This window comes from Methyloferula stellata AR4 (assembly GCF_000385335.1).
GTDB classification, from domain to species: domain Bacteria; phylum Pseudomonadota; class Alphaproteobacteria; order Rhizobiales; family Beijerinckiaceae; genus Methyloferula; species Methyloferula stellata.
Genome location: NZ_ARWA01000001.1, coordinates 498,642 through 521,462 on the forward strand (window position 1 = coordinate 498,642; position 22,821 = coordinate 521,462).

Annotated in this window: 21 protein-coding genes; 11 read left to right on the plus strand and 10 right to left on the minus strand. The window is 59.8% G+C overall.

What is annotated here, in order from left to right:
- The first annotated feature begins 564 nt into the window (after positions 1-564).
- Positions 565-1,026, plus strand: a complete 462-nt coding sequence (locus tag A3OQ_RS0102525; RefSeq protein ID WP_020173780.1) for a (2Fe-2S)-binding protein — start codon at positions 565-567, stop codon at positions 1,024-1,026.
- Positions 1,023-3,338, plus strand: a complete 2,316-nt coding sequence (locus tag A3OQ_RS0102530; RefSeq protein WP_020173781.1) for a xanthine dehydrogenase family protein molybdopterin-binding subunit — start codon at positions 1,023-1,025, stop codon at positions 3,336-3,338. The genes A3OQ_RS0102525 and A3OQ_RS0102530 overlap by 4 nt, the downstream gene beginning before the upstream one ends.
- Before the next feature lie 75 nt (positions 3,339-3,413).
- Here A3OQ_RS0102530 and A3OQ_RS23895 read toward each other — a convergent pair whose 3' ends face one another.
- Both A3OQ_RS23895 and A3OQ_RS0102540 read right to left on the minus strand, forming a co-directional pair.
- Complete coding sequence (locus tag A3OQ_RS23895) at positions 3,414-4,196, minus strand: Imm52 family immunity protein (RefSeq protein ID WP_083931456.1); 783 nt, start codon at positions 4,194-4,196, stop codon at positions 3,414-3,416.
- Complete coding sequence (locus A3OQ_RS0102540; RefSeq protein ID WP_152428297.1) at positions 4,145-5,485, minus strand: hypothetical protein; 1,341 nt, start codon at positions 5,483-5,485, stop codon at positions 4,145-4,147. Before A3OQ_RS0102540 ends, A3OQ_RS23895 begins: the two co-directional genes overlap by 52 nt.
- 210 nt (positions 5,486-5,695) lie before the next feature.
- Between A3OQ_RS0102540 and A3OQ_RS21175 the strand changes: the two genes are divergently transcribed.
- The 4 genes from A3OQ_RS21175 to A3OQ_RS0102565 all read left to right on the plus strand — a co-directional run bounded on the left by A3OQ_RS21175 (position 5,696) and on the right by A3OQ_RS0102565 (position 8,820).
- Positions 5,696-6,415, plus strand: a complete 720-nt coding sequence (locus tag A3OQ_RS21175; RefSeq protein ID WP_020173784.1) for a class I SAM-dependent methyltransferase — start codon at positions 5,696-5,698, stop codon at positions 6,413-6,415.
- Between the two features lie 245 nt (positions 6,416-6,660).
- Positions 6,661-7,368: a CoA transferase subunit A gene (locus tag A3OQ_RS0102555; protein WP_020173785.1), complete on the plus strand. Its 708-nt coding sequence runs from the start codon at positions 6,661-6,663 to the stop codon at positions 7,366-7,368.
- A gap of 67 nt (positions 7,369-7,435) precedes the next feature.
- Positions 7,436-8,092 (plus strand): CoA transferase subunit B, encoded by a 657-nt coding sequence (locus A3OQ_RS0102560; RefSeq protein WP_026595423.1) that lies wholly within the window; start codon positions 7,436-7,438, stop codon positions 8,090-8,092.
- 20 nt (positions 8,093-8,112) lie between these two features.
- Positions 8,113-8,820, plus strand: a complete 708-nt coding sequence (locus A3OQ_RS0102565; RefSeq protein ID WP_020173787.1) for a 4'-phosphopantetheinyl transferase family protein — start codon at positions 8,113-8,115, stop codon at positions 8,818-8,820.
- A gap of 134 nt (positions 8,821-8,954) precedes the next feature.
- On the opposite strand, the gene A3OQ_RS0102570 is transcribed toward A3OQ_RS0102565, so the two are convergent.
- Positions 8,955-10,841 (minus strand): potassium transporter Kup, encoded by a 1,887-nt coding sequence (locus tag A3OQ_RS0102570; protein ID WP_020173788.1) that lies wholly within the window; start codon positions 10,839-10,841, stop codon positions 8,955-8,957.
- Between the two features lie 562 nt (positions 10,842-11,403).
- Here A3OQ_RS0102570 and A3OQ_RS0102575 point away from each other — a divergent pair.
- The 3 genes from A3OQ_RS0102575 (at position 11,404) to A3OQ_RS0102585 (ending at position 15,098) form a co-directional block, all read left to right on the plus strand.
- Complete coding sequence (locus tag A3OQ_RS0102575; protein ID WP_020173789.1) at positions 11,404-12,594, plus strand: aminotransferase class V-fold PLP-dependent enzyme; 1,191 nt, start codon at positions 11,404-11,406, stop codon at positions 12,592-12,594.
- A gap of 271 nt (positions 12,595-12,865) precedes the next feature.
- Positions 12,866-13,825, plus strand: coding sequence for a D-2-hydroxyacid dehydrogenase (locus tag A3OQ_RS0102580; RefSeq protein WP_020173790.1), 960 nt, complete (start codon positions 12,866-12,868; stop codon positions 13,823-13,825).
- A gap of 4 nt (positions 13,826-13,829) precedes the next feature.
- A complete protein-coding gene (locus A3OQ_RS0102585; protein ID WP_020173791.1) occupies positions 13,830-15,098 on the plus strand; it encodes a glycerate kinase type-2 family protein in 1,269 nt (422 codons plus the stop codon).
- A gap of 189 nt (positions 15,099-15,287) precedes the next feature.
- Here the strand turns inward: A3OQ_RS0102585 and A3OQ_RS24600 are convergent, their stop codons facing one another.
- The 5 genes from A3OQ_RS24600 to A3OQ_RS0102610 all read right to left on the minus strand — a co-directional run bounded on the left by A3OQ_RS24600 (position 15,288) and on the right by A3OQ_RS0102610 (position 19,590).
- Complete coding sequence (locus tag A3OQ_RS24600; RefSeq protein ID WP_161607289.1) at positions 15,288-15,506, minus strand: hypothetical protein; 219 nt, start codon at positions 15,504-15,506, stop codon at positions 15,288-15,290.
- Between the two features lie 185 nt (positions 15,507-15,691).
- Positions 15,692-16,492 carry a bifunctional hydroxymethylpyrimidine kinase/phosphomethylpyrimidine kinase gene (gene thiD, locus A3OQ_RS0102595; RefSeq protein WP_020173793.1) on the minus strand — a complete coding sequence of 267 codons (801 nt, stop codon included), beginning with the start codon at positions 16,490-16,492 and terminating at the stop codon, positions 15,692-15,694.
- Positions 16,493-16,765: 273 nt separating this feature from the next.
- On the minus strand, positions 16,766-17,302 hold the full coding sequence (locus tag A3OQ_RS21185; protein ID WP_020173794.1) for a DUF2937 family protein: 537 nt from the start codon (positions 17,300-17,302) through the stop codon (positions 16,766-16,768).
- A gap of 147 nt (positions 17,303-17,449) precedes the next feature.
- On the minus strand, positions 17,450-18,463 hold the full coding sequence (locus A3OQ_RS0102605; protein WP_020173795.1) for a WD40 repeat domain-containing protein: 1,014 nt from the start codon (positions 18,461-18,463) through the stop codon (positions 17,450-17,452).
- Positions 18,464-18,507: 44 nt separating this feature from the next.
- The gene (locus A3OQ_RS0102610; protein WP_020173796.1) at positions 18,508-19,590 is read right to left on the minus strand and encodes a CobW family GTP-binding protein; all 1,083 of its coding nucleotides are present in this window, start codon (positions 19,588-19,590) and stop codon (positions 18,508-18,510) included.
- Positions 19,591-19,871: 281 nt separating this feature from the next.
- On the opposite strand from A3OQ_RS0102610, the gene A3OQ_RS0102615 reads away from it, so the two are divergent.
- A complete protein-coding gene (locus A3OQ_RS0102615; RefSeq protein WP_425280300.1) occupies positions 19,872-20,405 on the plus strand; it encodes an SCO family protein in 534 nt (177 codons plus the stop codon).
- Between the two features lie 152 nt (positions 20,406-20,557).
- On the opposite strand, the gene A3OQ_RS0102620 is transcribed toward A3OQ_RS0102615, so the two are convergent.
- Together A3OQ_RS0102620 and A3OQ_RS0102625 are read right to left on the minus strand one after the other, a co-directional pair.
- A complete protein-coding gene (locus tag A3OQ_RS0102620; protein WP_020173798.1) occupies positions 20,558-21,382 on the minus strand; it encodes a transporter substrate-binding domain-containing protein in 825 nt (274 codons plus the stop codon).
- A gap of 52 nt (positions 21,383-21,434) precedes the next feature.
- Entirely contained in the window at positions 21,435-22,139 is a 705-nt protein-coding gene (locus A3OQ_RS0102625) for a hypothetical protein (RefSeq protein WP_244427079.1), read from the minus strand.
- 245 nt (positions 22,140-22,384) lie between these two features.
- On the opposite strand from A3OQ_RS0102625, the gene A3OQ_RS0102630 reads away from it, so the two are divergent.
- Positions 22,385-22,804: a hypothetical protein gene (locus tag A3OQ_RS0102630; protein ID WP_161607290.1), complete on the plus strand. Its 420-nt coding sequence runs from the start codon at positions 22,385-22,387 to the stop codon at positions 22,802-22,804.
- Positions 22,805-22,821 lie beyond the last annotated feature (17 nt).

The window sequence follows — 22,821 nt, forward strand, 5'->3', positions numbered from 1 at the left end:
CGGTCTTGCGAATCATTGATCTTCTCCGAGGGTTGAGGGCCGGCGATCCGGCCTGCCCCTCTTCGTTGCCAATAGCGCAGGCGAGGTTCAAAAGGCGGTCGATGTTTTTGCGGTGTCGAAGCGCGAAAGGCGGAATGCTCACTTTTCCGTGAAGGCGCGTCGCTTGCTATTCCGATAAGTACCTGGCTTTTTGCCACGCTCAAAGACGCCCGCATTTGCAAATAGATGAATTTGAACATGATATAAGTTTTAGCGTTGAATCAACGAGATAAAACACGATATAGCAATTTGAATCGACAAAGCGCATCCCCTGCCAGCCACTCCCGAAAAGCCTATGGCCGCTGAGGCGGGCTTGGCTCTAGTCTGTCGTCAAGGCATGCTGCCTCGCGCCAAGACGAAGTGCTGCCAGCAACCGTGGCATATCGGATCTGCTTCCGGTTTGAGGAGACCGTGAGCGACCGGCCCCTCAATGCCACTGGACCAATTCGGCGCGAAACAGGCTTGCTCGACATCGATTAGCGGTGCGCTTCGCAAGCGCCTCGCCATCCCCCTTGGAGTCGATCAATGATCAGTTTGACGGTCAATGGACACGCCCTTCAATTCGACGGCGACCAGGACATGCCCCTGCTTTGGTATCTGCGTGATATCGAAGGCCTGACGGGTACGAAATTCGGCTGCGGCGCAGGTCTCTGCGGCGCTTGCACGGTGCATCTCGACGGCGCCGCTGTGCGCGCCTGCCAGACATCGCTGAAGGATGTCGCCGGCCACAAGATCACGACGATCGAAGGCCTCTCGAGCGAAGGCACGCATCCGCTGCAGGTCGCTTGGCAGCACGCCAATGTGCCGCAATGCGGCTATTGCCAGCCCGGCCAGATCATGCAGGCGGCAGCGCTGCTGCGCGAGACGCCGCATCCGAGCGAGGCGCAAATCGATGAAGCCATGAGCGGCAATATCTGCCGCTGCGGGACCTACACGCGAATCAGATCCGCCATCAAGGAAGCAGCAAGCCTCGGAGCTTCGCAATGATCCACGATCAAAGCCTCCCCCTCGACATTGCAAATATGAGCCGCCGCTCGGCCCTGCTCGGTCTCAGCACGGCTGCCTTCGTGCTTGCCCTGCAGCTTCCAGTGCAGGCCGACGAATCGCTTGGCGGCGCCGACAAGAAATATGCCGGCGAAGGCATGCCCAACGGTCTGCGCGACGACCCGCGCATTTTCCTCTCGCTGGCACCCGACGGCACTTTGACCTTCATCTGCATCCGCTCGGAAATGGGCCAGGGCGTGCGCACCGGCCTGCCGATGATCGTCGCCGATGAGCTCGAAGCCGATCTGTCCCGCCTCAAGGTTCAGCAGGCGGACGGCGACGAGCCCAAATGGGGCAATCAGGATACGGATGGGTCGCGCACCACGCGGCACCATTTCTGGGCGCTGCGCCGGATGGGCGCCGCCATGCGGCAGATGCTCGAGCAAGCCGCGGCGAACCAATGGAAGGTACCCGTTTCGGAAGTCGAGGCCGTCAATCACGAGGTTCTGCACCGGCCGAGCAATCGCAAATTGGGCTATGGCACTTTGGCCGCCGCAGCGAGCGAGTTGCCGGTGCCGCCACGCGACCAGTTGAAGTTCAAAGATCCGGCGAAGTTCCGCTATATCGGGCGCGACGATTTGAAGATCGTCGACGGGTTCAACATCGTCACGGGCCGGGCCGGCTATGGCATAGACACCAAGCTCGACAGCTTGCTCTATGGCGTCGTTTTGCGCGCGCCGGTCTATGGCGGCACGATCAAATCCTATGATGCTGCCGAGACGTTGAAAGTGCCCGGCGTCATCAAAGTGGTCGTCATCGACCCGACGCCCATTCCATCGGAGTTCATGCCGCTCGCCGGCGTCGGCGTCGTCGCGACCAACACCTGGGCCGCGATTCAGGGCCGCGAGAAGCTGAAGGTCATATGGGACGATGGCCCCAACGCGAGCTACGACTCGGCCACCTATAAGACCGAGCTTGAGGGCTTGGCCCGCAAGCCCGGCCTCGTCGTGCGCAATCAAGGCGACGTCGATGCCGCTCTGCCCAAGGCTGCGAAGAAGATCACGGCGGAATATTATATTCCGCATCTGGCGCAAGCGCCGATGGAGCCGCCAGCCGCGGTCGCACGCATCGTCGACGGCAAATGCGAGGCCTGGGCCTGCGTGCAGTCGCCGCAAGCCGCACGCGAGCGTGTCGCCAAAAGGCTCGGGCTTTCAAACGATGACGTGAAGGTCAACGTGACTTTGCTCGGCGGCGCCTTCGGGCGCAAATCGAAGCCGGACTACGTGGTCGAAGCGGCGCTCCTCTCCAAGGCCGTCGACGGCAAGCCGGTCAAAGTGACCTGGACGCGCGAGGACGACCTCTCGCATTCCTATTTCCACACGGTCTCGGTGGAACATCTGGAAGCGGGTCTCGATGCCTCGGGCAAGCCCATCGCCTATCTGCATCGCACCGTGGCGCCGACGATCATCTCGATCTTCAAGCCCGATCAGACGCATGAAGCGGCTTTCGAACTCGGCATGGGCGCCGTCAACGTGCCTTGGGATATTCCAAACCTTAGGGTCGAAAATCCCGGCGTCGAGGCGCATACGCGCATCGGCTGGTTCCGTTCGGTGTCGAACATCCCGCATAGCTTCGCGATCCAGTCCTTCATCGCCGAACTCGCGGCGGCGGCAGGACGCGATCCGAAGGAGTTTCTGGTCGAACTGATCGGGCCGGACCGCATCGTCAACCCGCACGATCAGGCCGACGATTGGAACCATGGCGAAGATCCGAAGCGCTATCCTTACGACACCGGCCGCCTGCGCCGCGTAGTCGAGCGCGTCGCCAAGGAAGCCGGATGGGGCCGCAAGCCGATCGAAGGCCGCGGGCTCGGCATCGCGGGCCTGCGCGGCTTCGCGAGCTACACGGCGGCGGTGGTCGATGTCGCCGTCTCGAAGGAAGGGCAGATCTCGATTCCGCGTGTCGATATCGGCATCGACTGCGGGCCGGTGGTCAATCCGGAGCGTATCCGCTCGCAGCTCGAAGGCGCCGTGATCCAGGGCATCAGCCTTGCGACGCTCGGCGAGATTAGCTTCAAGAACGGCCGCACGGTGCAAACCAACTTCGACGGCTATGAGGTGACCCGCATCGACGCGGCGCCGCGCGAGATCCATGTTCATATCATGGAGCTTGGGTCGAAGGACTATTCGAAGCCCTTGGGCGGCGTCGGCGAGCCGGCGGTCCCGCCGGTCGCGCCGGCGCTGACGAATGCGATCTTCGCCGCGACCGGCAAACGCATCCGCAACCTGCCGATAAGGGATCAGCTCGCGGGGTAAAAGTCGGACTCATCGGCCTTATCATCAAGAGCACCGTCTCAGCCGAGACGGTGCTTTTTCTTTGGCAATATAATTTCATGCTGACTTGCCATCATTTTCCGGCAACGCATTGAGCGGCGCAAGCGCGGCTTCTATGTCACGCGCGACGGCAAGATGTGCAGGATTGGCGGTAACGAATGTCTCGTCGGTTGCCGACATGAAAAGCGCGCCGTTTGGCCTATGCTCGACGATCGCTGTCTTCGGCGGTGTGATCAGCGGCGCCCAGGCGGGCTTGATGTAGCACATCCATGGCATGCGGTAGGTTTGATCGCGCGGCCAGAGTTCCATGATGTCATCTGGATAGGCGGAACACCAATCGACGTCGTAAATTTCAGACACCGCAAGCAATGCCGGTTTGAAGACTGCGTAAGTCACGATCGATGGATCCGGCTCGACGCGCCAGCCAGTCGTAATATAGGCGTGATTGGCAGCACAACTTTGGTATTGAGCACCTCCTCTCGTTGCAACAGATAGCGAGCGAGGCGTCGTCTTTCTGATCGTGTTGGTCACCCCCGCATAATACCCCATGTGGGGCTCTGGCGTGTCCCAGTCGCTTCGGGAGACATTCGCGGCAATAGCGCTCGGCAGGCTATCGCGCTGCGACTCGAAAGCTCTTGGCACACGCTCTCTGCCGACCCAAGTCCAATTGCTAAAGGCAGGATGGAGCGCCGCCAATCGCTCAATGAGCCGAATAAAGCGTGCGGCTAGGACTTCAGGCGTTTCCGCGCGCGCACCCCAATGACTATAAATCGTATATTGAGAGAGGGTCATTGTTTTTGCCTCCCCTTCGCCCATCTCGCGCTTGCTGGATAAGGCCATCGCGCATCGCCTGGATAATCCAACTGGCGAATGATGATATCTTTGAGGTTCGGATCCTTACTGAATTCCTTCGCGGCTAAGTCAGCAGCAGACTGCTCGTAGAACCACCATTCGACCCGCCGATTGCCCGCAGCGCGTGCCGCGGCGACCTGACGGGCAGCTTGATCAAGCCATTCCTTTGTGATGATCCTTTTCATAAAATCGTCGTCTGTAAAATCTTCATAATGTCCTTTGGCATCGATCATAGCCCCGTCTGAATATTGGCAATGATCGAAAACGACCGGTTTGCCACCATCTGGATTTGGCAGGCTGTAGCCAAGATAAGGCGACAATGGCGGAACAATCTGCGGATTAACGACCGAGCCGACATATTGCTGATAACGAAGATCGAATTCCTTGCGGCCACCGCCGTGATCGGGACCTGGATCCGGGCAGAGCTTCGGTTCTTTATCATCATCATTTGGCGGCGGCGGATTGCCCGGCGGTCGCTGGCCGGAACCCTCTTTGGCTCGTGGCGGCGCGACGGCGAAAGGAATAACCAATTGCGGCGCGATCGGAATCGGATTGCCGTGCTCAACATCCTCTTCGGGCGTTTCAGTTCCGAAGTGCCGTCTCTCCTCGTATTCTAAATCCTCGGTCTTTGGGCGTTCATGGGCCTTGCTGTCGTAGAAAATGGGTTGGATAAGACTCTCGTTGGGAATGGAGGTGCGCGCAGCGCTTCTGCCTGAAACCAGCGTAGAGCCATCTGGATCATCGGTCGGTCCAGTAGCGAAGCTGACCGAACTTCCGCCCAATCCCCAACGGCCGCTCTCGCGCCCATTCCCGGCGGGAACACGCGGCTGGTTGGGATTGAATTTGCGCAGGTCGAGCATGCCTGCATTAAGATCGATAGCCTTCAAAAGCGCGCTTGGCGCGACGCCTGCCTCCATGAGCTCATCGGCCCAAAAGAGCTGGAACGCGTCTTCGCGGCCCTCCAATCGCGGCAGACTTGCGAAGGCCAAGTGGATACGCGCCAGAGATTTGTTCCCCGATGCCCATTGCATCGATGCCTTTCTGACATGCTTGATCACATCGGATGCGACGCGGCGTTTGCAGGCGACGCCGAGCAACGCCAAGAGGCGGAGATCTGCATGATCTGGCTGGTGCCTCGTAACGTGCGCATCCACCGCGAACAATACCGTATCAACACCGAGAACGACGCCGTGATCTGTCATCTCAGGCACAGAGCGCAGCGGCCGCGATCTGACGCGTCGCTCAAATTTCTCTCGAAAATCTGTAATGTCCTGCAAGCGACCCTCTGGAATTCAAGACCAGATGGGGTCGCATCGTAAAAACGAGCCTTGCCTGCGTTAAGAACATATCATGAACATAAAACAGTCAATGCGTCTAGGAAAACAGATACGAACAGTCCGCAGGCCGCTCTTCGGTGATCTGCGCAATCATGCCATAAGAGCCGCGCTTCCTTGCGAAGCGATGTTCCATCACTTCAAGGCTCCCTCATGTCTCATGCCGCGACGATCAAAGCTTTCGACAAGGATGCAGCGGATTACGATGCGCTGCGGCGCAAGCTCATCCCTTGCTACGATCTTTTCTACGGCACGGTGATCACGCTCATCGAAGAGCACGGCCTTGCGCCAGACGCCCGCATCCTCGATCTCGGCGCGGGCACGGGCCTGCTGTCGGAGCATGTCCTGCGGCGCTGGCCGCAGGCGCATATCCATCTTCTCGACGGTTCGAACGAGATGCTGAAACAGGCGCGGGATCGTTTCGCCGGCAATCCGCGTTTGAGCTTTCAATGCGCGGAATTCAGCACAGCCGATCTTGCCGGTCCCTGGGATGTTATCGTCTCGGCGGTCGCGATCCATCATCTCTATGACGACGAAAAGAAACTGCTCTACCGGCGCATTTTCGACGCCCTGAAACAGGGTGGGCTCTTCATCAATGCCGAACAGGTCCAGGGGCCGACGCCCGCCATTCACGCGCTTTATGAAAAGATGTGGCGGGATCAGGCACAGTCGCTTGGCGCGACGCCGGCCGATCTCGAAGCCGCGGCGCTGCGCATGGCGACCGACCGCTGCGCGCCCATTGAAGACCAGATCGCCTGGCTGCGCGAAGCGGGGTTCGCAGAGGCCGATTGCCTCTTCAAAGCCTGGCGTTTCGCGGTGATGGCCGGCTGGAGGAGGACGAAAGGCCCGGCCTCAACCAAACCCTCATCCTGAGGAGCGAGCCATAGCACGTTGCGAAGCAACGGGCTGCGCTCGCGTCTCGAAGGACGAGGGTTTGGAGTCGAAGCTGCGACGCCGATCCCTCGCCCTTCGAGACGCACGCCTACTGGCGTGCTCCTCAGGGTGAGGGATCAGATAATTGGGTCCAAAGCCTCAAGGCCCCGGCCGAAGGCGCATCTTGCCTTGCCATCGGCGGCGTCCTAGATCTTGCGGAAACCGCGCGCTTAAGGCCCACGCAGATGAAAAAACTCTATCCCGACGCCAAGACGGCGCTCGCAGATGTGCTCAGTGACGATATGCTCGTGATGTCGGGCGGCTTCGGCCTCTGTGGAATTGCGACGAGCCTGATCGAGGCGATCCGCGATCTCGGCGTGAAGGGCCTCACCGTCGTTTCGAACAATGCCGGGGTCGATGGCGCGGGTCTCGGCATCCTGCTCGAATCCCGCCAGATCAAAAAAATGATCTCGTCCTATGTCGGCGAGAACAAGCTTTTCGAGAAGCTCTATCTCGCGGGCGAACTCGAGGTCGAATTCAACCCGCAAGGCACGCTCGCCGAGCGCATCCGCGCCGGCGGCGCCGGCATCCCCGCCTTCTTCACCAAGACCGGCGTCGGCACTTTGATCGCCGAAGGCAAGGAAGTCCGCAATTTCGACGGTGCCGATTATCTGATGGAACGCTCGCTTTTCGGCGATGTCGCGATCGTCCATGCCTGGAAAGGCGATACCGAAGGCAATCTCGTCTATCGCAAGACCGCGCGCAATTTCAATCCGATGATGGCGACGGCCGCGACCGTGACGATCGCCGAGGTCGAGCATCTCGTCGAGCCCGGCGAAATCGACCCCGATTGCATCCATACGCCGGGGATTTTCGTGCAGCGCATCGTGCATGTGCCGAATGCGCAAAAGCTCATCGAGAAAAGAACCACCCGCCCGCGCGCCGCGGCTTGAGCAAGCCCGCGAAAAGGTGCAGAATTTCCGGACGTTAAAATCAACATTTTAGTGACGGGGAAACAGCTTGGCCTGGACCAGAGAACAAATGGCCGCCCGCGCCGCGCAGGAATTGCGCGACGGCTATTATGTCAATCTCGGCATCGGGATACCGACGCTCGTCTCGAACTACATTCCGCCGGGCGTGAATGTCCAATTGCAGAGCGAAAACGGCATGCTCGGCACGGGGCCATTCCCCTTCGAGGGCGAGGAAGACCCCGACCTCATCAATGCCGGCAAGCAGACCGTCACCGAATTGCCGACGACGAGCTATTTCACCTCATCCGATAGTTTCGGCATGGTACGCGGCGGCCATATCGACATTTCGATCCTGGGCGCCATGCAGGTCGCGGAAAACGGCGATCTCGCCAATTGGATGATTCCGGGCAAGATGGTGAAAGGCATGGGCGGCGCGATGGACCTCGTCGCCGGCGTCAAATATGTGGTCGTCGTCATGGAACATTGCGCCAAGGATGGCCCGAAGCTCCTCAAGCGATGCACCCTGCCTTTGACCGGCGCGGGCGTCGTCGATCTCGTGATCACCGATCTCGGCGTCTTCTCGGTCGACCGGCATGGCGGCGGCATGGTTTTGATCGAGCTGGCCGACGGCGTGACGCTCGAAGAAATCACCGCCAAGACGGAAGCCGCCTTTACGGTTGCGCCAGAACTCTCTAAGGCTGCCTGACTATCAGCCGGGGCCTGCAAATGCCGCCTGAGCTTGGCGCCATCGCAAGCTTGCCGCAGAGTTTGAACATAAACGAGAGCCTGATTCTCGTGGTGAAGGCCGCTGATGTTTTAAGCGCTCTGCCGGCGGAACGTTTGGCTTTGCCACGCAACGAAGCCGAGCGCATCCACCGCTACAAAAAGGAAGACGACCGCCGGGCCCGCCGCGCCGCGCATGGGCTGCTGCGCCATTGCCTCGGCACCTTTCTGTCGCGTGCGCCGGAAAGTCTGGTCTTCACGCGCGACGCCAAGGGCCGGCCCTTTCTCGCCGATGTCGAAGGCTGGGACTTCAATCTCAGCCACGGCAGGCGCTGGATCGCGGTGGGGATTTCCCGCGCGGGCCGGATCGGCGTCGACGTGCAGGAGGGAGCCGATTCCTTCGACTGGAAGGCGGTCAGCCGCGCCTATCTGCATAAGGACGAGATCGCGACGCTTCAGAAGCTCTCCGCCTCGGGGCAGAGCCGCGCCGCGCTGCAACTCTGGTGTCTCAAGGAGGCCTTTCTGAAAGCGACGGGCGAAGGTCTTTCGACGCCGCCCTATCGGCTTTATCCGCGGCCGACGGAGGACGGCTGGTCGCTCTCGCATCAGGGCTATGAGTTGAAAGCCGCCGCGCATTTTCTTTCCGATGCGAGCTGCTGCGCGGCCTGGGCGACCGAGCTTGCCGCGGTGACGCGGGTCATGGTGCTTTAGGCCACGTTCATTCTGCGATCTGCAGACCGTCATTGCGAGCGAAGCGAAGCAATCCAGGGCAACCGCTCCCCGACAATGGCATGGATTGCTTCGTCGCTCCGCTCCTCGCAATGACAACTGCTTGAGTCTCGGCGTTACACCTCCACCTGCGTGCCGAGTTCGATCACGCGATTGGGGGGAATGCGAAAGAATTCCGTCGCCGCCAAGGCATTGCGATGCATGGCTTCGAAGATCTTCGTTTCGATCTTGCGCCATTTTGCCCGCTTCTTCGGAACGATCGTGAAACGTCCGACGAAGAAGGACGTATCCATCATGTTGAAGCGCAATTGCTTCATCGCGCAATCGTCCAAGGCGCGCGGAATATTCGGCGATTCCATGAAACCGTAATTGACGGTGATCGTGTGATAATTATCGGCGAGATGATGCACCTCGACGCGATCGGCCTGCGCCACGTGCGGAATATTCTTGGTCACGACCTGCATCAACGCGATGCGCTCATGCAGGATCTTATTGTGCTTGAGATTATGCAGGAGGGGCACCGGCACGACATCGAGACGGTTGGTCAGATAGACCGCCGTGCCATGCACCCGCGGCTTATTGTGCATCTGATGGATGAAGGTCTCGAGCGGCAGCGTATCGCGCTCCAATTTCATCACCAGCAAAGCGCGGCCGTCGCGCCAGATCGACATCAAGGCGAAAATCACCGTCGCCACAGCCAGCGGAATCCAGCCGCCTTCCAGGATCTTCGTCATGTTGGCGGTCACGAAAGCCAGATCGACAAGAATGAAAAGACCCGCGATGGAAACGCTCAAAGGCAGGCTCCAGCGCCAAATCTCGTGCATGACGTGGAAGATCAAAATCGAGGTCAAGAGCATCGTGAGCGCGACAGCGATGCCATAGGCGGCCGCCAGATTGTCGGATGAGCGGAAGGTGAGCGTCAGCGTCAAAGTCAGCGCCATCAAGGCCCAATTGACGAAGCCGACATAGATCTGGCCATAGCCTCCCTCCGAAGTCTGCGTGATATGCAGGCGCGGACAGAGGCCAAGCTGGATCGCCTGACGCGTCATCGAAAACGCCCCGCTGATGATCGCCTGACTTGCGATGATCGTCGCCAGAGTCGCCAAGATCACGAGAGGAATTTGCAGCACCGCCGGGCAAAGCACGAAGAACGGATTCTCGCCGTTTGCGACCCCGCCATCGAGAACGAGGGCCGTCTGCCCGGCATAGTTCAAAAGAAGCATCGGCAGGACGAGGCCATACCAGGCGCCGCGGATGGCCTTCAGCCCGAAATGGCCCATGTCGGCATAAAGCGCTTCGGCGCCCGTGGCGCAGAGAAAGACCGCGCCAAGCACGAGAAACCCCTCGAACCCGTGCGTGAAAAGATAGGTGAGACCATAGCGCGGATCGAGAGCCTCGAAGACGGCCGGATGCTTCACGATGCCCATCAAGCCCAACAGACCGAGCAACACGAACCAGATCACCATGACCGGCCCGAATAATTTGCCGATTCGCGCGCTGCCCTGCGATTGCAAGGCGAAAAGGCCGACCAAAATCACGACGGCCATCGGCACGATATAAGGCTCGATGCTCGGGATCGGGGCCTTCAATCCTTCGAGCGCGCTCAAGACCGATATGGCAGGCGTGATGGCGCCATCGCCGTAGAGCAAAGCCGCACCGAGAATGCCGAGACTGACGATGCCGATACGCGTGCCCTCTTTGCGGCTCAACAGGGACATCAGCGCCAGGATGCCGCCTTCACCTTCATTGTCGGCCCGCATCACCACGGCGACATATTTGAGCGAGGTCGTGATCAAAAGCGTCCAGACGATCAGCGACAACATGCCGAGAACGGTGCCCGGCGTAGACAAATCGCCGGCGCGATCGAGCACGGTCTTCATCGTGTAGAGCGGACTCGTGCCTATATCGCCATAGACGACGCCCAGCGCCCCCAGCACCAAGGCGCTAAAGCGCGGCGGCTTTGCCCCGGCGACCGGGTGAATGCGATTTGATAGGCTTGCCATACGGGAAATCTCTTTGCGAACGGGGGCGTAGCATCACGTTGGAAGCCTACAAGGGAAAGTCGAAGGATTTAAGAAAGTTACATTTTCCTTGCAATATCCGCGGCAAGGAGGCTCCCTTGCCGTTCAGAAGGCCGAGAGTTTCAAGAGCCGCCGCTTTGGTTTAGAATCGATGCTGTCAGCCGTTGCATTTTGCATTGCACCAAATCCGAAAATTTATTTGGTGCTGACCAAAGAATATTTGATCCGGCCCGCAGTTTTTTACTTTAAGTCACAAAATGTCCCATTGCGCCGATTTAAACGGCCGGGGTACCAATATTTTGGCACCTGCCGCTTGACGAGTCCGATCCGAGACCGGCAAAGGAGCTAGCTGGACGCTTTTCCGGCAAATGGAATGAGCATGGACGGCGGTTGAACGTTTCGACAGCCAGTCCTTGAAAAGGTCCGGTGCAAGGCCGGATCTAGCCCTTTTCGGCTCCAGCCGAACGGCCATCCGGCCAAACCATATGAGGAAGGCCTGCCGGTGCAGCCCACCGGAACGCTGGTCAATAGGAGGATCTCAAGAATGCCCGGCCGCCACTTTCTATTCGTTCCTGGCCCCACCAATGTCCCCGACCGGATCCTTCGCGCGATGCATGTGCCGATGGAAGATCACCGGAATCCGACCTTTCCGGATCTGACAAAACCGATTCTCGAAGACCTGAAGAAAATCTTCAAGACGACGACCGGCCAATGTTTCGTCTATCCGTCGACCGGCACCGGCGGCTGGGAAGCCGCGCTGACGAACACGCTGTCGCCCGGCGATAAGGTCATCGTGTCGCGCTATGGCCAGTTCAGCGCGCTTTGGACGGATCTCGCCCAGCGCATCGGCCTCGATGTGCAGGTCATCGACGAAGAATGGGGCACGGGCACGCATCCCGAGCATATTCACGCCATCCTCGAGGCCGACAAGGAGCACAAGATCAAAGGCGTGCTCGTCGTCCAGAACGAGACCGCGACGGGCGTCACCTCCGATGTCGGCGCCGTGCGCAAGGCGATGGATGCGGCCAAGCATCCGGCTCTTCTCTATGTCGACGGCGTCTCCTCGATCGGCTGTATCGATTTCCGCATGGACGAATGGGGCGTCGATCTCGCGGTCGCAGGCTCGCAGAAGGGCTTCATGCTGCCGGCCGGTCTCGCCATCGTCGGCGCCAGCCAGAAGGCGCTCGAAGCGCGCCACACCGCGAAATGCGCGCGTGTCTTCTTCAACTTCGAAGACATGATCAAGAGCAATGCGACCGGCTATTTCCCCTATACGCCGTCGCTGCCGCTGCTCTATGGCCTGCGCGAATCGATGAAGATGATGTTCGAGGAAGGCCAGGAAAACGTCTTCCAGCGCCATCATTATCTCGCGAGCGGCGTGCGCGCCGCGGTCTCCGCCTGGGGCCTGAAGAATTGCGCGACCGAGCCCAAATGGTTCTCGGACACGGTTACCGCGATCGTCGTGCCGGAAGGCTTCAATGGCGCCGACGTGATCGCCACCGCCTATCGCCGCTATAATCTGGCACTCGGCGCGGGTCTCGCAAAGGTCGCGGGCAAGGTCTTCCGCATCGGTCATCTCGGCGATCTCAACGAGCTGATGGTGCTCGGCGCGCTCGCGGGTGCCGAAATGTCCATGCTCGATATCGGCATCAAGATCGAGCCCGGCAGCGGTGTCGCCGCGGCGCAAAATTATTTCCGCAGCTCGAACAGCGTCATCGCCAACGCCGCGGAATAAATATCGAGTCAGTGCACTTGCTCTAGGTATGCGCACCCTCTCCCTGTGGGAGAGGGTGGTCAGCGAAGCTGACCGGGTGAGGGGTTACGAACTACATTCGAAGAATGTAACCCCTCATCCGCCTCGCATTCGCTGAGCACCTTATCCCACAGGGAGAAGGGATTCGCGCACTGTGATTTTTCTATAAAAATCCAATGCGTCTGCGGCCGGAACCGTCCGTAAGAAGATGGCTAACTCGAAAATCCAAGCGTTCGAATAGGGAGGGGAGTCCATGGCAGATCAGGCACCGCTGAAAATCGTTTTCCTGGACCGCGGCACCCTCGGCGTCCCGCTGCGCGAGCCGAGCTTCCCGCACAGCTATACGGAATATGATGCGACGTCGCCCGAGCAGATCGTCGAACGCCTCGCCGATGCCGACATCGCCATCATCAACAAGGTCCAGGTGCGCACGGCCTCGCTCGAAAAACTGCCGAAGCTGAAAATGATCGCCGTCGCCGCGACCGGCACGGATTGCGTCGACAAGGCCTATTGCAAGGCGCACAACATACCCGTCATTAACATCCGCAATTATGCGGTGAACACGGTGCCGGAACATACGCTTGCGCTCATCTTCGCGCTGCGCCGCAGCCTCATCCCCTACACGCTCGACGTCCGCAAAGGCAAATGGCAGACGATCGATCAATTCTGCTATTTCGATCATCCGATCCGCGATATTTCAGGCTCGACGCTCGGCCTCATCGGCTATGGAGCGCTCGGCAAATCGGTCGCGACACGCGCCGAAGCGCTCGGCATGAAAGTCATCGCGACCGACGTCTATGATTTTCCCGGCAAGGTCGATCTCGACACGATTTTGAAAGAAAGCGACATCGTCTCGCTGCACTGCCCTTTGACCGATGGCACCCGCAACATCATCGGCGCGGCCGAATTGAAAAAGATGAAGAAGGACGCGATCCTCATTAACACGGCGCGCGGCGGCCTCGTCGACGAAGCGGCTCTGGTCGATGCCTTGAAGACGGGCGAGATCGGCGGCGCCGGCTTTGACGTACTCACTGTCGAGCCGCCGAAGAACGGCAATGTGCTGCTCGATCAAGGCGCCGATCTGCCGAATCTCATCATCACGCCGCATGTCGCTTGGGCGAGCCACGAGGCCATGACCGGCCTTGCCAACCAGCTTGTTGAAAATATCGAGCTTTGGGTCGCAGGCACACCGCGCAATCTCGTGACGGAATAAGCGCTTGGCCTCTGCCCATAAAGACCTGCTGCGGGCTTTGTTCGACGCAGCGATCCATCGCGCCCTACCCTCGGTCTGCTTGCCGCAAAACCTGCCGCCGAGGCCCAAGGGCCGCACGATCGTCATCGGCGCGGGCAAAGCCGCCGCTGCCATGGCGAAAGCCGTCGAGGACAATTGGGACGGGCCCCTCGAAGGTCTCGTCGTCACGCGCTACGGCCATAACGTGCCCTGCAAGACGATCGAAGTGATCGAGGCGGCGCATCCTGTGCCGGACGCGGCCGGCATGGCGGGCGCCGCGCGCATCCTTGCCTCTGTGAAAGGGCTCACCTCCGACGATCTCGTGCTCTCCCTCATCTCCGGCGGCGCCTCGGCGCTTCTGGCTTTACCGGCGCAGGGCATTTCGCTCGCCGAGAAGCAGGAGATCAACAAGGCGCTTTTGAAATCCGGCGCGACGATCACCGAAATGAATTGCGTGAGGAAACATCTCTCGGCGATCAAGGGCGGCCGCCTCGCGGCGGCGGCGACGCCGGCGCGGATGGTGACTTTGATGATTTCGGACGTGCCCGGCGACGACCCGTCCGTCATCGGCTCGGGGCCGACCGTCGCCGATCCCACGACGCAAGCCGACGCTTTGGGGATTCTGCAGAAATATAAGATCGACGTGCCGGCCTCGGTCAAAGCCGTGCTTGGTCTTCCGGCCAATGAGACGCCGAAACCGGGCGACGCCTGTTTCTCGAAAAACGAATTACGCATGATCGTGACGCCGCAAGCCTCGCTCGAAGCCGCGGCGGAGATTGCGAAAGCGCATGGCTATCAGCCAATGATCCTTGGCAATGATATCGAGGGCGAGGCGCGCGATGTGGCGCTCGTTCATGCCGCGATCGCGCGGCAGGTGGCGCATTACGGCCAGCCCGGCGCCGCGCCCTTGGCGCTTCTCTCGGGCGGCGAAACCACGGTCACGGTGCGCGGCAAAGGCCGCGGCGGCCGCAATGCCGAATTTTTGCTGGCGCTCGCCGTCGCGCTCGATGGCCATGCAGGCATTCATGCCATCGCGGGCGATACAGATGGGATCGACGGGACGGAAGACAATGCCGGCGCGATGCTCGCGCCTGATACGCTCGCGCGAGCGGCCGCGATCGGCGCGAGTGCCAAAGCCCATCTCGCGAATAATGACGGCTATAGCTTCTTTTCGGCGCTCGGCGATCTTGTCGTCACCGGACCGACGCTGACCAATGTGAATGACTTCCGCGCGATCCTGATCGACAAAAGCTGAGCGATCGGCAGATGAGGTCCAAAACGAAATGGCAGGCGCTAGGCCTGCCATTCGCTCGATCACATTAGATCACGATGATTTTGGATCGAATCGATCCAAAATCATGAACATGATCGATTCTAATAGTTTAGAGCGGGATGCGGCCGGAAAACCGCTACACACTTTTCCTCATCCCGCTCTATCGCGATCTCAGTATTTCCGGACGACCGGAGGCGGCGGAGCGAGCGGAGGCGGAGGCAGCGGCGCGAAGATCGCCGTCAGGATGGGCGTGATCGGATCGAAGAGAGCCAGTGGCGGCGGCACGAACACGACCGGCGCAGGCGGCGGCGGAGCGGCGAGATCTGCCGCTTGCGCGGCAACGCCCCCGAAGAGCGCGAGGAACGCGCCCGCAATCAAGATTGAACGCATTTGGATGTCCCCCTTGTAGCAAGGATCTACAGCTTAACTAGGCCTGGAGGACGGGGCAATCGGGCTTTCGCGGTTTTTCGGCCGCTCGCTTTTTGATACGTTCCAATAACAGTGACGATGCCGATTTCATACTGGTATCAGCGTCCCGCCGAGAGCAGAATTCCAAAATCGAAACGCGTTCGCGATCAATCTTTTCCTTTGTGGAAATGATTCAAGGGCCCGTGGCCTTTACCGACGCTCAGAGCATCCGCGCCCTTTAAAGCACAGGTCAGAAAAATCTTCGCGGCCTTGATCGCCTCGATGAGATCGTGACCTCTGGCGAGATAGGCTACGATCGCGGAAGCCAGCGTGCAGCCCGTGCCGTGGGTGTTTTTCGTCGCGATGCGCGGCACGGAAAACAAGGTCTCGCCCGCCGCGTCAAAGAGAAGGTCGTCGGCGCTCTCGCCTTCGAGATGACCGCCCTTGAGCAGTATGGCGCGGGCGCCTTTTTCCAAAAGGCTCGGCGCCAGCAACCGCACCTCCGCGAGATCCAGCGGCAAGGCGCAATCGGCAAGACGCGCGGCTTCCGCAATATTGGGGGTGACCAATGTCGCGAGCGGAAAGAGATATTTGACGAGCGCGGCCGGCACATCATCGGCGCTCAGCGCATCGCCGCTTGTCGCAACAAGGACGGGATCAAGAACGATCGGACAGGCTTTATGCCGTGCGAGTTCCTTTGCCACCACCCCGACGATCTCAGCCGAAGGCAAAAGCCCGATCTTGATCGCAGCCACGTCGATGTCGGCAAAAATCGCCGCGATCTGAAGCGCGACGAAATCCGCCGGCGGCACATGCACGCTTGCGACCCCTTGCGTATTCTGCGCCGTCAAGGCTGTGACCGCCGCCATCCCGTAGCAGCCCAGCGCGGCAAAGGTCTTCAGATCGGCCTGAATGCCGGCGCCGCCGCTCGGGTCGGAGCCCGCGATCGAAAGGACATTGGGGATCATGGCACTCACAATCGTTGCGCCTCGGTTTTGTTCCGGCACAGGTCTTCATACAAACGACCGAGTCCGGGACAGCGGCGATTCATCATCCTTCGCCATTCATCTCTTGGCGGCTAGCATGGCGAGCGGATCGCTTTCGTCAAGGATGGCCCTTCGGGCCACCGCCTTCGGCGGCGCATCGAAGATGCGTCCTTGACCAAAGCGTATCCGTCTCGCCGAAAATCGCCGCCGTCAGATGAATGGGTTATCATATGAACGATCGCCGGTATCATCACCCTAAGCCGCGAAGCCGCTTTCCGGCAGCGTGCGCATCCGCTGGCGACGGCGGTGATGCCTCTCGATCGGCCAGCCGAGCAGGCGGATCAGTCCCCAGCCCACGACGAAACCAATGACAGCGCTGATAATGCCTTCCGTCGTGACGGGCACAGCCGGCTCGAAGGTCTCATAGGCGCGCCAGGCGATATAGGGATCGGCTTGCGTCGCAAGCTCCCAGACGCGCTTGATGTTTCCGGAGTCGGCATAGACCTGGGCCTGGCGTTGAAGCTTGTCGCGCCGCGCCACGATCTCGCGCATCTGGTCGCCGCGGCCTTGCACGAAAACATCGGGATTATGTTGAAGGCGCGAGATCCCCTCGGGCTCCGACAACCCTGCCTGGGCGGTATCCTGGTCGAAGCGCGCAATGATCGTATTCAATTCGTCGATCGCGCCGCCGAGCCTTTGCCGGTATTGCTGCGCATATTCCGGAAATTGCGCGCCGATCACGCCGAAGATCATCGCGAAAAACAACGCCAGCCGGCGAATGAGCATGATCATGGACGCGCTGCCTCAAAAGCCGTTTGGTGCATCTTGAATTTCGCATGATCTCGTCCGAAAAGTCTGCAACTTTCGGGATCATGCGCAGAACCGATGGCATCCGCCGAGGTTCCTGAAGCTTCAGCTTTTAGCAGACGGCGACCCGTTTCAAGTGGGCATTGTCAGAAGACCGGCAAAACCTTCGGCCGAGCCGAAAAGCAGATGCCGCCCGTCCGCATCCCAGGTCAAAGCCGTGATCGCGCCTTCCGGCGTCTCGCCGGGACGGTGCACCAGAAGTTCGGCTGCGTCCGTCAAGCGGCACAGCAGAATCCAGCCATCGTCATAGCCGACCGCGATGACGAGCGCCTTGGGATGAAAGGCCACCTGCGACACCCGCGATTCGCGCACGCCGCATTCGTGCGGCGCCTTGTTCATCGGGCCGGTTTTCTCCTTGAACGGCCAGACGATGCAGGCATCCGCCCCGGAGGTCGCGAGCCAATGGCCATCGCTCGACCACGAAAGCGAGCGCGATTTCGCCGGATAGCCGCTCATGCGCATGTTCTGCTTGTCGCTGAGCCGCCAGCCGTGAAGCGCGTTTTCCTGCATCGAGGTGACGAGAAAGCGACCGTCCGGCGACAGGGTCACGTCGAGATGCGAGCCCTTCCATTCGTAAAGGTCGAGCCCGGCATCCGTATTCGGAAACCACAGGCTTGCGCCATTATAATGCGCCATGGCAAGGCGATAGCCCTTCGACAGGAAGGCGAGGCCGCGCACGGTCGAAGGCGCGGCGATCGATTTGACCTCGCCCTTGGCGCTGCGCGCCCGCACGGTCTTGCCGGAGGCCCAGCTGATCGAGCCATCGTCCCGCACGGCGAGCGCATCGATCCAGCCGGTTTTCTCTTTGGCGATTTCGGTCACCGTGCCATTGGCCGCGATCTCGACAACGCGCCCGTCATCGCCGCCCGTGACGAGCGTGCGCGGCCCCTTGGCTGCCGAGAGAATGCCCGCATCCGGATGCGCGGCGATGCGCTTTTCCTGGCCGATCTCGGCAAGGACGACTTGCCCGTCGCCCAAAGCCAGCACCGGCGTGCGCCCGAGAAAAGCCGCCGCCGTCACATAGGCGCCGGCCTCGATCTTGGTGACATACTGGGTGAGGGAAGAGGCTGTGTCTGTCGCGGCCATGATCAATCAAATATCAAAATAATCACATATGTGCCGCATGATTATCACGCGGCACAAGCGAGGAACCCGGAGCGGATCTCGTCTTCCTTCAAATGGCGCCCGATGAAGACGATGCGGCTGACCCGCTTCTCGTCCGGCTTCCATTCGCGTTGAAGATCGCCGTCGAGCATCATATGGACGCCTTGATAGACGAAGCGCTTCGGTTCGTCCTTGAAGGCGAGAATGCCCTTCGAGCGCAGGATCGAGGCACCTTCCTTCTGCACATAGTCGTTGACCCAGGGCAGGAATTTTTCCGGATCGACATCGCCCTCGAGCGTGATCGACAAGGATTGCATCTCTTCGTCGTGATAATGTTTCAGGCCGTGGCCGTGTCCATGCGCCTCATGTCCATGATCGTGGCCATGATGATGACCGTGGTCATGCCCATGATGATCGTGGTGATCGTGCCCATGATCGTGATGGCCATGATCATGCTCGTCTTCCACGTTCAGAAAATCCGGCTCGATCTCGAGGATGCGCTGCAGATCGAAGGCGTTTCGGTTGAGCACCTCGTCGATCGGCACATTGCTTTTCGTGGTCTTGTGAAGTTTCGCATAAGGATTGATCGCCCGGATGCGGCCTTCGACCTCGGCCAGCTCTTCCGCGCTCACCAAGTCGATCTTGTTGAGCAGGATCACATCCGCGAAGGCGATCTGGTTCTTCGCCTCGGGCGCATCCTTCAGGCGGTCGGACAGCCATTTGGCATCGGCCACCGTCACGATGGCATCGAGGCTTGCCGCTTCCTTGACATCGGCATCGGCGAAAAAGGTCTGCGCGACCGGCGCCGGATCGGCGAGACCCGTCGTCTCGACGATGATCTGATCGAACTTGCCCTTGCGCTTCAGCAGGCCCTCGATGATGCGGATCAGGTCGCCGCGCACCGTGCAGCAGATGCAGCCATTGTTCATCTCGAAGATTTCTTCGTCGGCGCCGACGACGAGCTCGTTGTCGATGCCGATCTCGCCGAATTCGTTGACGATCACCGCGAATTTGCGGCCATGCGGCTCGGTCAGGATGCGGTTCAGCAGTGTCGTCTTGCCCGCGCCCAGATAGCCGGTGAGCACGGTCACGGGAATTTTCTCTGCCATATGATGCTCCAAAGGGCGCCCTGAGCGGGCCCAGCTTAACCCCAGCTAATCATCTCTCACACGCCTTCAAGTCAAATATCCGGCACCCGCGCCGGTCGGATGGGAAAGCGTGACCTTCAGCTATGCGATATAATATCACAGACGGGGAAAATCGAGCCTGGTCAAGGTGAGACATCCTGACCTTCGCTCTGGCCCCAAGCGCGAAGGAAGCCTAAAATGCGATCATGCTCAAAGATTCACGCCGTCTTCTTCTGCCCCTTTCCGTCATCGTGCTCGGCCTCATGGCCCTTGCCGCGACGGCCTATGTGGTCACGCCGGATAAGTCGGCACCGCGGGCCTCGGCCATAGGCGGGGCCTTTACCCTGGTGCGGCAGGACGGCCAGACGGTAACGGACGCCGCCTTCAAGGGCGAGCCCTTGCTGGTCTTCTTCGGCTATACGCATTGCCCGGACGTCTGCCCGACCTCGCTCTTCGAGATTTCGGAAGTCTTCAAGGCCATGGGCCCGGATAAAAAGGTCCAGGCTCTCTTCATCACGGTCGATCCGGCGCGCGATACGCCTGAGACGATGAAAGACTATCTGTCGAGCTTCGATCCGCGCATCGTCGGGCTCTCGGGCGATCCGGCCCAGACCAAGGCGGTCGAAAAAGCCTTCCGGGTCTACGCGAAGAAAGTGCCGGGTGCGCATGGCGACGATTATACGATGGACCATACGGCCATCGTCTATCTGCTCGACAAGCAAGGCCGCTTCGTCAACGCCTTCAACCTCGAGCGCACGCCGCAAGAGGCCGCCAAGGATCTGGAACGGTATCTGTAGCGGGAGTTAGCGAACCTTCTCCCTGTGGGAGAAGGTGCCGAGCGAATGCGAGGCGGATGAGGGGTTACCTCTCCCTCAACGAAGATCGAAACCCCTCACCCGGCTTGCTCCGCAAGCCACCCTCTCCCACAGGGAGAGGGTTTTGCTCAGCCTCAATAAAGCCCGACCGGAAAATATTTTAGATAGAGATCGGCATAGACGCCCTTCTCGGCCAGCGCCGCGAGCGCATAATCGAGCGCGTGGCGCAAAGTGACATTGCCTTTTTTCACAGCGATGCCGACACCTTCGCCGAAAAACCGGCTTTCGGTGTAAGGGCCGCCGCGAAAGGCGCAGCAATTCTGCGCATCGGCGCTATTGAGCCAAAGACTGAGCGTCACGCCATCGCCGAAGAGCGCGTCGATCTCGCCCTTTTTGAGCGCGGCCCGCAGATTTGCGGGCTGGTCCGTCTTCAGGATCGCGGCGGGAAAGAAGGTTTTCAGATAGGCCTCATGCGCGCTATTGGCCTCGACTCCGATCGCCTTGCCGGCCAATCCCTCGAGTGAGAAATCTTTCAAGGGCGCATTGGCGAGCACGACAAAGCGCGCCGGCGTTTTATAATAAGGCGCGGTGAAATCGAGCTTGGACCTTGTCTCGGCATTGATTTCGAACGAAGCGATCAGAGCGTCGCCATGGCCATCGTTCAGGCTGTCGATCAAAGTGTCCCAGCGCCTAGCCTGAACCGTGCAGGTGACTTTCAATTCTTCGCAGATCGCGCGGGCGAGATCGATGTTGAAACCGGCCAGGGTCCCATTGGTCAGCGTGAAATTGAACGGCGGATAATCGTCTTCCGTCAAAAAGCGCAAAGTGTGGATCCCGACGAGATCCGGCTTTTCAAGCCGATGTTGCGGGTCCCAGAAATTCGGCAGAAAAACGGAATCCTCGGCCGTCGCGCTGCCCCCAAGCAGGCTCGAAAGGCCAAGCATCAGACCAAGGATCAAGGACGCGATCGTCCCGCGCCGCGAAACCCCTTCGCGGCTGTTTTTTACGGCTTTAGGCCGTGAGGGCTTGGATGACGGGAGGAGCAGGAGCATAGCGCAGACGCGGGTCCCCTTGGAAATGATAGGATCCGATATGCGTCAGCTTTCCTTCGGTGTCGAGCCAGATCTTGCCGCCTATGTCGCGCCATTTCTGGCAGAAGCCGAAATCCTCGCTGATATAGGCCTTGGTTTCGGGATCGATCTGACATTCGAAGAGCGCGTAATTTTCCTCCGCCTTGGCGTTGCTGAAGGCGTGGACCTTGTTGTAGCGGCTCTCCGGATAGGCTTCGATCATGCGCAGGATCACTTCGCGCTTGACCAGCATGAAACCGCCGCCGCAATAAACGCCGGTCGCGAAGGCGCCCTCGCGTTCAAGCTCGTCGCCTTCGCAAAGCGTGCCGACGTAAAGCAGAGGCGCCGAGGTCAAGGCTTCGCCCATGGTGGCGCGCCGCATTGCGTTTTGGCCCCAATCGATGACCTTCAGCGGATAGATGCCCGCGACGAATTCGCGATCGAAGCAGAGCATGCGGTGGACCTGCTCCGGCTCGAAGGAAATATCGGCATCGATGAACAGAAGATGCGTGGCGGACGTGCTTAAAAATTGCGAAACCAGCGTGTTTCGGCTGCGCGTGATCAAAGAATCGTGTCCAAGCAGCGCGAGCATCGCATCAAACCCGGCTTGGCCGGCATATTGAATAAGGCTAATGATCGATTGCATGTAATGTTGCGAAACGAGACCGCCAAAGCACGGCGTGGCGATAAATACCATCGGTCTTTTTGCGGTTTCCGTCATGACTGGCCTTAAAGGTGAGGCCGCGCTAGTTTACATATGTCTGGTTGAGCGCGGCACGGGATCGAATCATGTTGGAATCCTGCGGTTGAGCGGTTCAAAAGGCAATCTGACGCAAGCTGGAGCCGTCAGCTTGGCGCAAGCGAAGATTTAGGAATGATAGGGGCCTGGGCATGCCATCCATGAAGACAATCACGGCTCTGTCGAGCTGCCTTGTGCTGATGTCGCTGATGCGGCCGGCCTTCGCGATCACCGATCACGTCCCGAGTTTCGACGTGAAAAGCTCCTGCAAGGCGGCCGAGGCCTATGACGTCATGGAAGATCGCGACAAAACCTTCCAGGGCTGCCTGCAGGACGAAAATCGCGCCAAATCGCTCCTCACCAAGAACTGGTCGCAATATAAGATCAAGGATCGGGTGGATTGCGTGACGCAAGGCGAGATCGTCGCCCCGAGCTATGTCGAAATCCTGACCTGCCTTGAAATGAGCGACGAGACCGGTGCCGCCCTGTCGCGGGATGTCAATCAGCCGACCGGCTCGCCCGATACATCGCCGATCAAGGAACCGCCGCTTCCGAGCGCGATACCCAAGTAGCAGCGGGAGCCCTCATC

What these genes read in the sequence shown, in the direction of transcription:
- A3OQ_RS21175 (WP_020173784.1), top strand. Translation starts at nt 5,696, where the DNA reads ATGTCTCATGCCGCGACGATCAAAGCTTTCGACAAGGATGCAGCGGAT.
- A3OQ_RS0102615 (WP_425280300.1), top strand. Translation starts at nt 19,872, where the DNA reads ATGGCCCTTGCCGCGACGGCCTATGTGGTCACGCCGGATAAGTCGGCA.
- A3OQ_RS0102525 (WP_020173780.1), top strand. Translation starts at nt 565, where the DNA reads ATGATCAGTTTGACGGTCAATGGACACGCCCTTCAATTCGACGGCGAC.
- A3OQ_RS0102610 (WP_020173796.1), bottom strand. Translation starts at nt 19,590, where the DNA reads ATGGCAGAGAAAATTCCCGTGACCGTGCTCACCGGCTATCTGGGCGCG.
- A3OQ_RS0102555 (WP_020173785.1), top strand. Translation starts at nt 6,661, where the DNA reads ATGAAAAAACTCTATCCCGACGCCAAGACGGCGCTCGCAGATGTGCTC.
- A3OQ_RS0102565 (WP_020173787.1), top strand. Translation starts at nt 8,113, where the DNA reads ATGCCGCCTGAGCTTGGCGCCATCGCAAGCTTGCCGCAGAGTTTGAAC.
- A3OQ_RS0102570 (WP_020173788.1), bottom strand. Translation starts at nt 10,841, where the DNA reads ATGGCAAGCCTATCAAATCGCATTCACCCGGTCGCCGGGGCAAAGCCG.
- A3OQ_RS0102605 (WP_020173795.1), bottom strand. Translation starts at nt 18,463, where the DNA reads ATGGCCGCGACAGACACAGCCTCTTCCCTCACCCAGTATGTCACCAAG.
- thiD (WP_020173793.1), bottom strand. Translation starts at nt 16,492, where the DNA reads ATGATCCCCAATGTCCTTTCGATCGCGGGCTCCGACCCGAGCGGCGGC.
- A3OQ_RS24600 (WP_161607289.1), bottom strand. Translation starts at nt 15,506, where the DNA reads ATGCGTTCAATCTTGATTGCGGGCGCGTTCCTCGCGCTCTTCGGGGGC.
- A3OQ_RS23895 (WP_083931456.1), bottom strand. Translation starts at nt 4,196, where the DNA reads ATGGCCTTATCCAGCAAGCGCGAGATGGGCGAAGGGGAGGCAAAAACA.
- A3OQ_RS21185 (WP_020173794.1), bottom strand. Translation starts at nt 17,302, where the DNA reads ATGATCATGCTCATTCGCCGGCTGGCGTTGTTTTTCGCGATGATCTTC.
- A3OQ_RS0102575 (WP_020173789.1), top strand. Translation starts at nt 11,404, where the DNA reads ATGCCCGGCCGCCACTTTCTATTCGTTCCTGGCCCCACCAATGTCCCC.
- A3OQ_RS0102530 (WP_020173781.1), top strand. Translation starts at nt 1,023, where the DNA reads ATGATCCACGATCAAAGCCTCCCCCTCGACATTGCAAATATGAGCCGC.
- A3OQ_RS0102625 (WP_244427079.1), bottom strand. Translation starts at nt 22,139, where the DNA reads ATGCAATCGATCATTAGCCTTATTCAATATGCCGGCCAAGCCGGGTTT.
- A3OQ_RS0102580 (WP_020173790.1), top strand. Translation starts at nt 12,866, where the DNA reads ATGGCAGATCAGGCACCGCTGAAAATCGTTTTCCTGGACCGCGGCACC.
- A3OQ_RS0102630 (WP_161607290.1), top strand. Translation starts at nt 22,385, where the DNA reads ATGCCATCCATGAAGACAATCACGGCTCTGTCGAGCTGCCTTGTGCTG.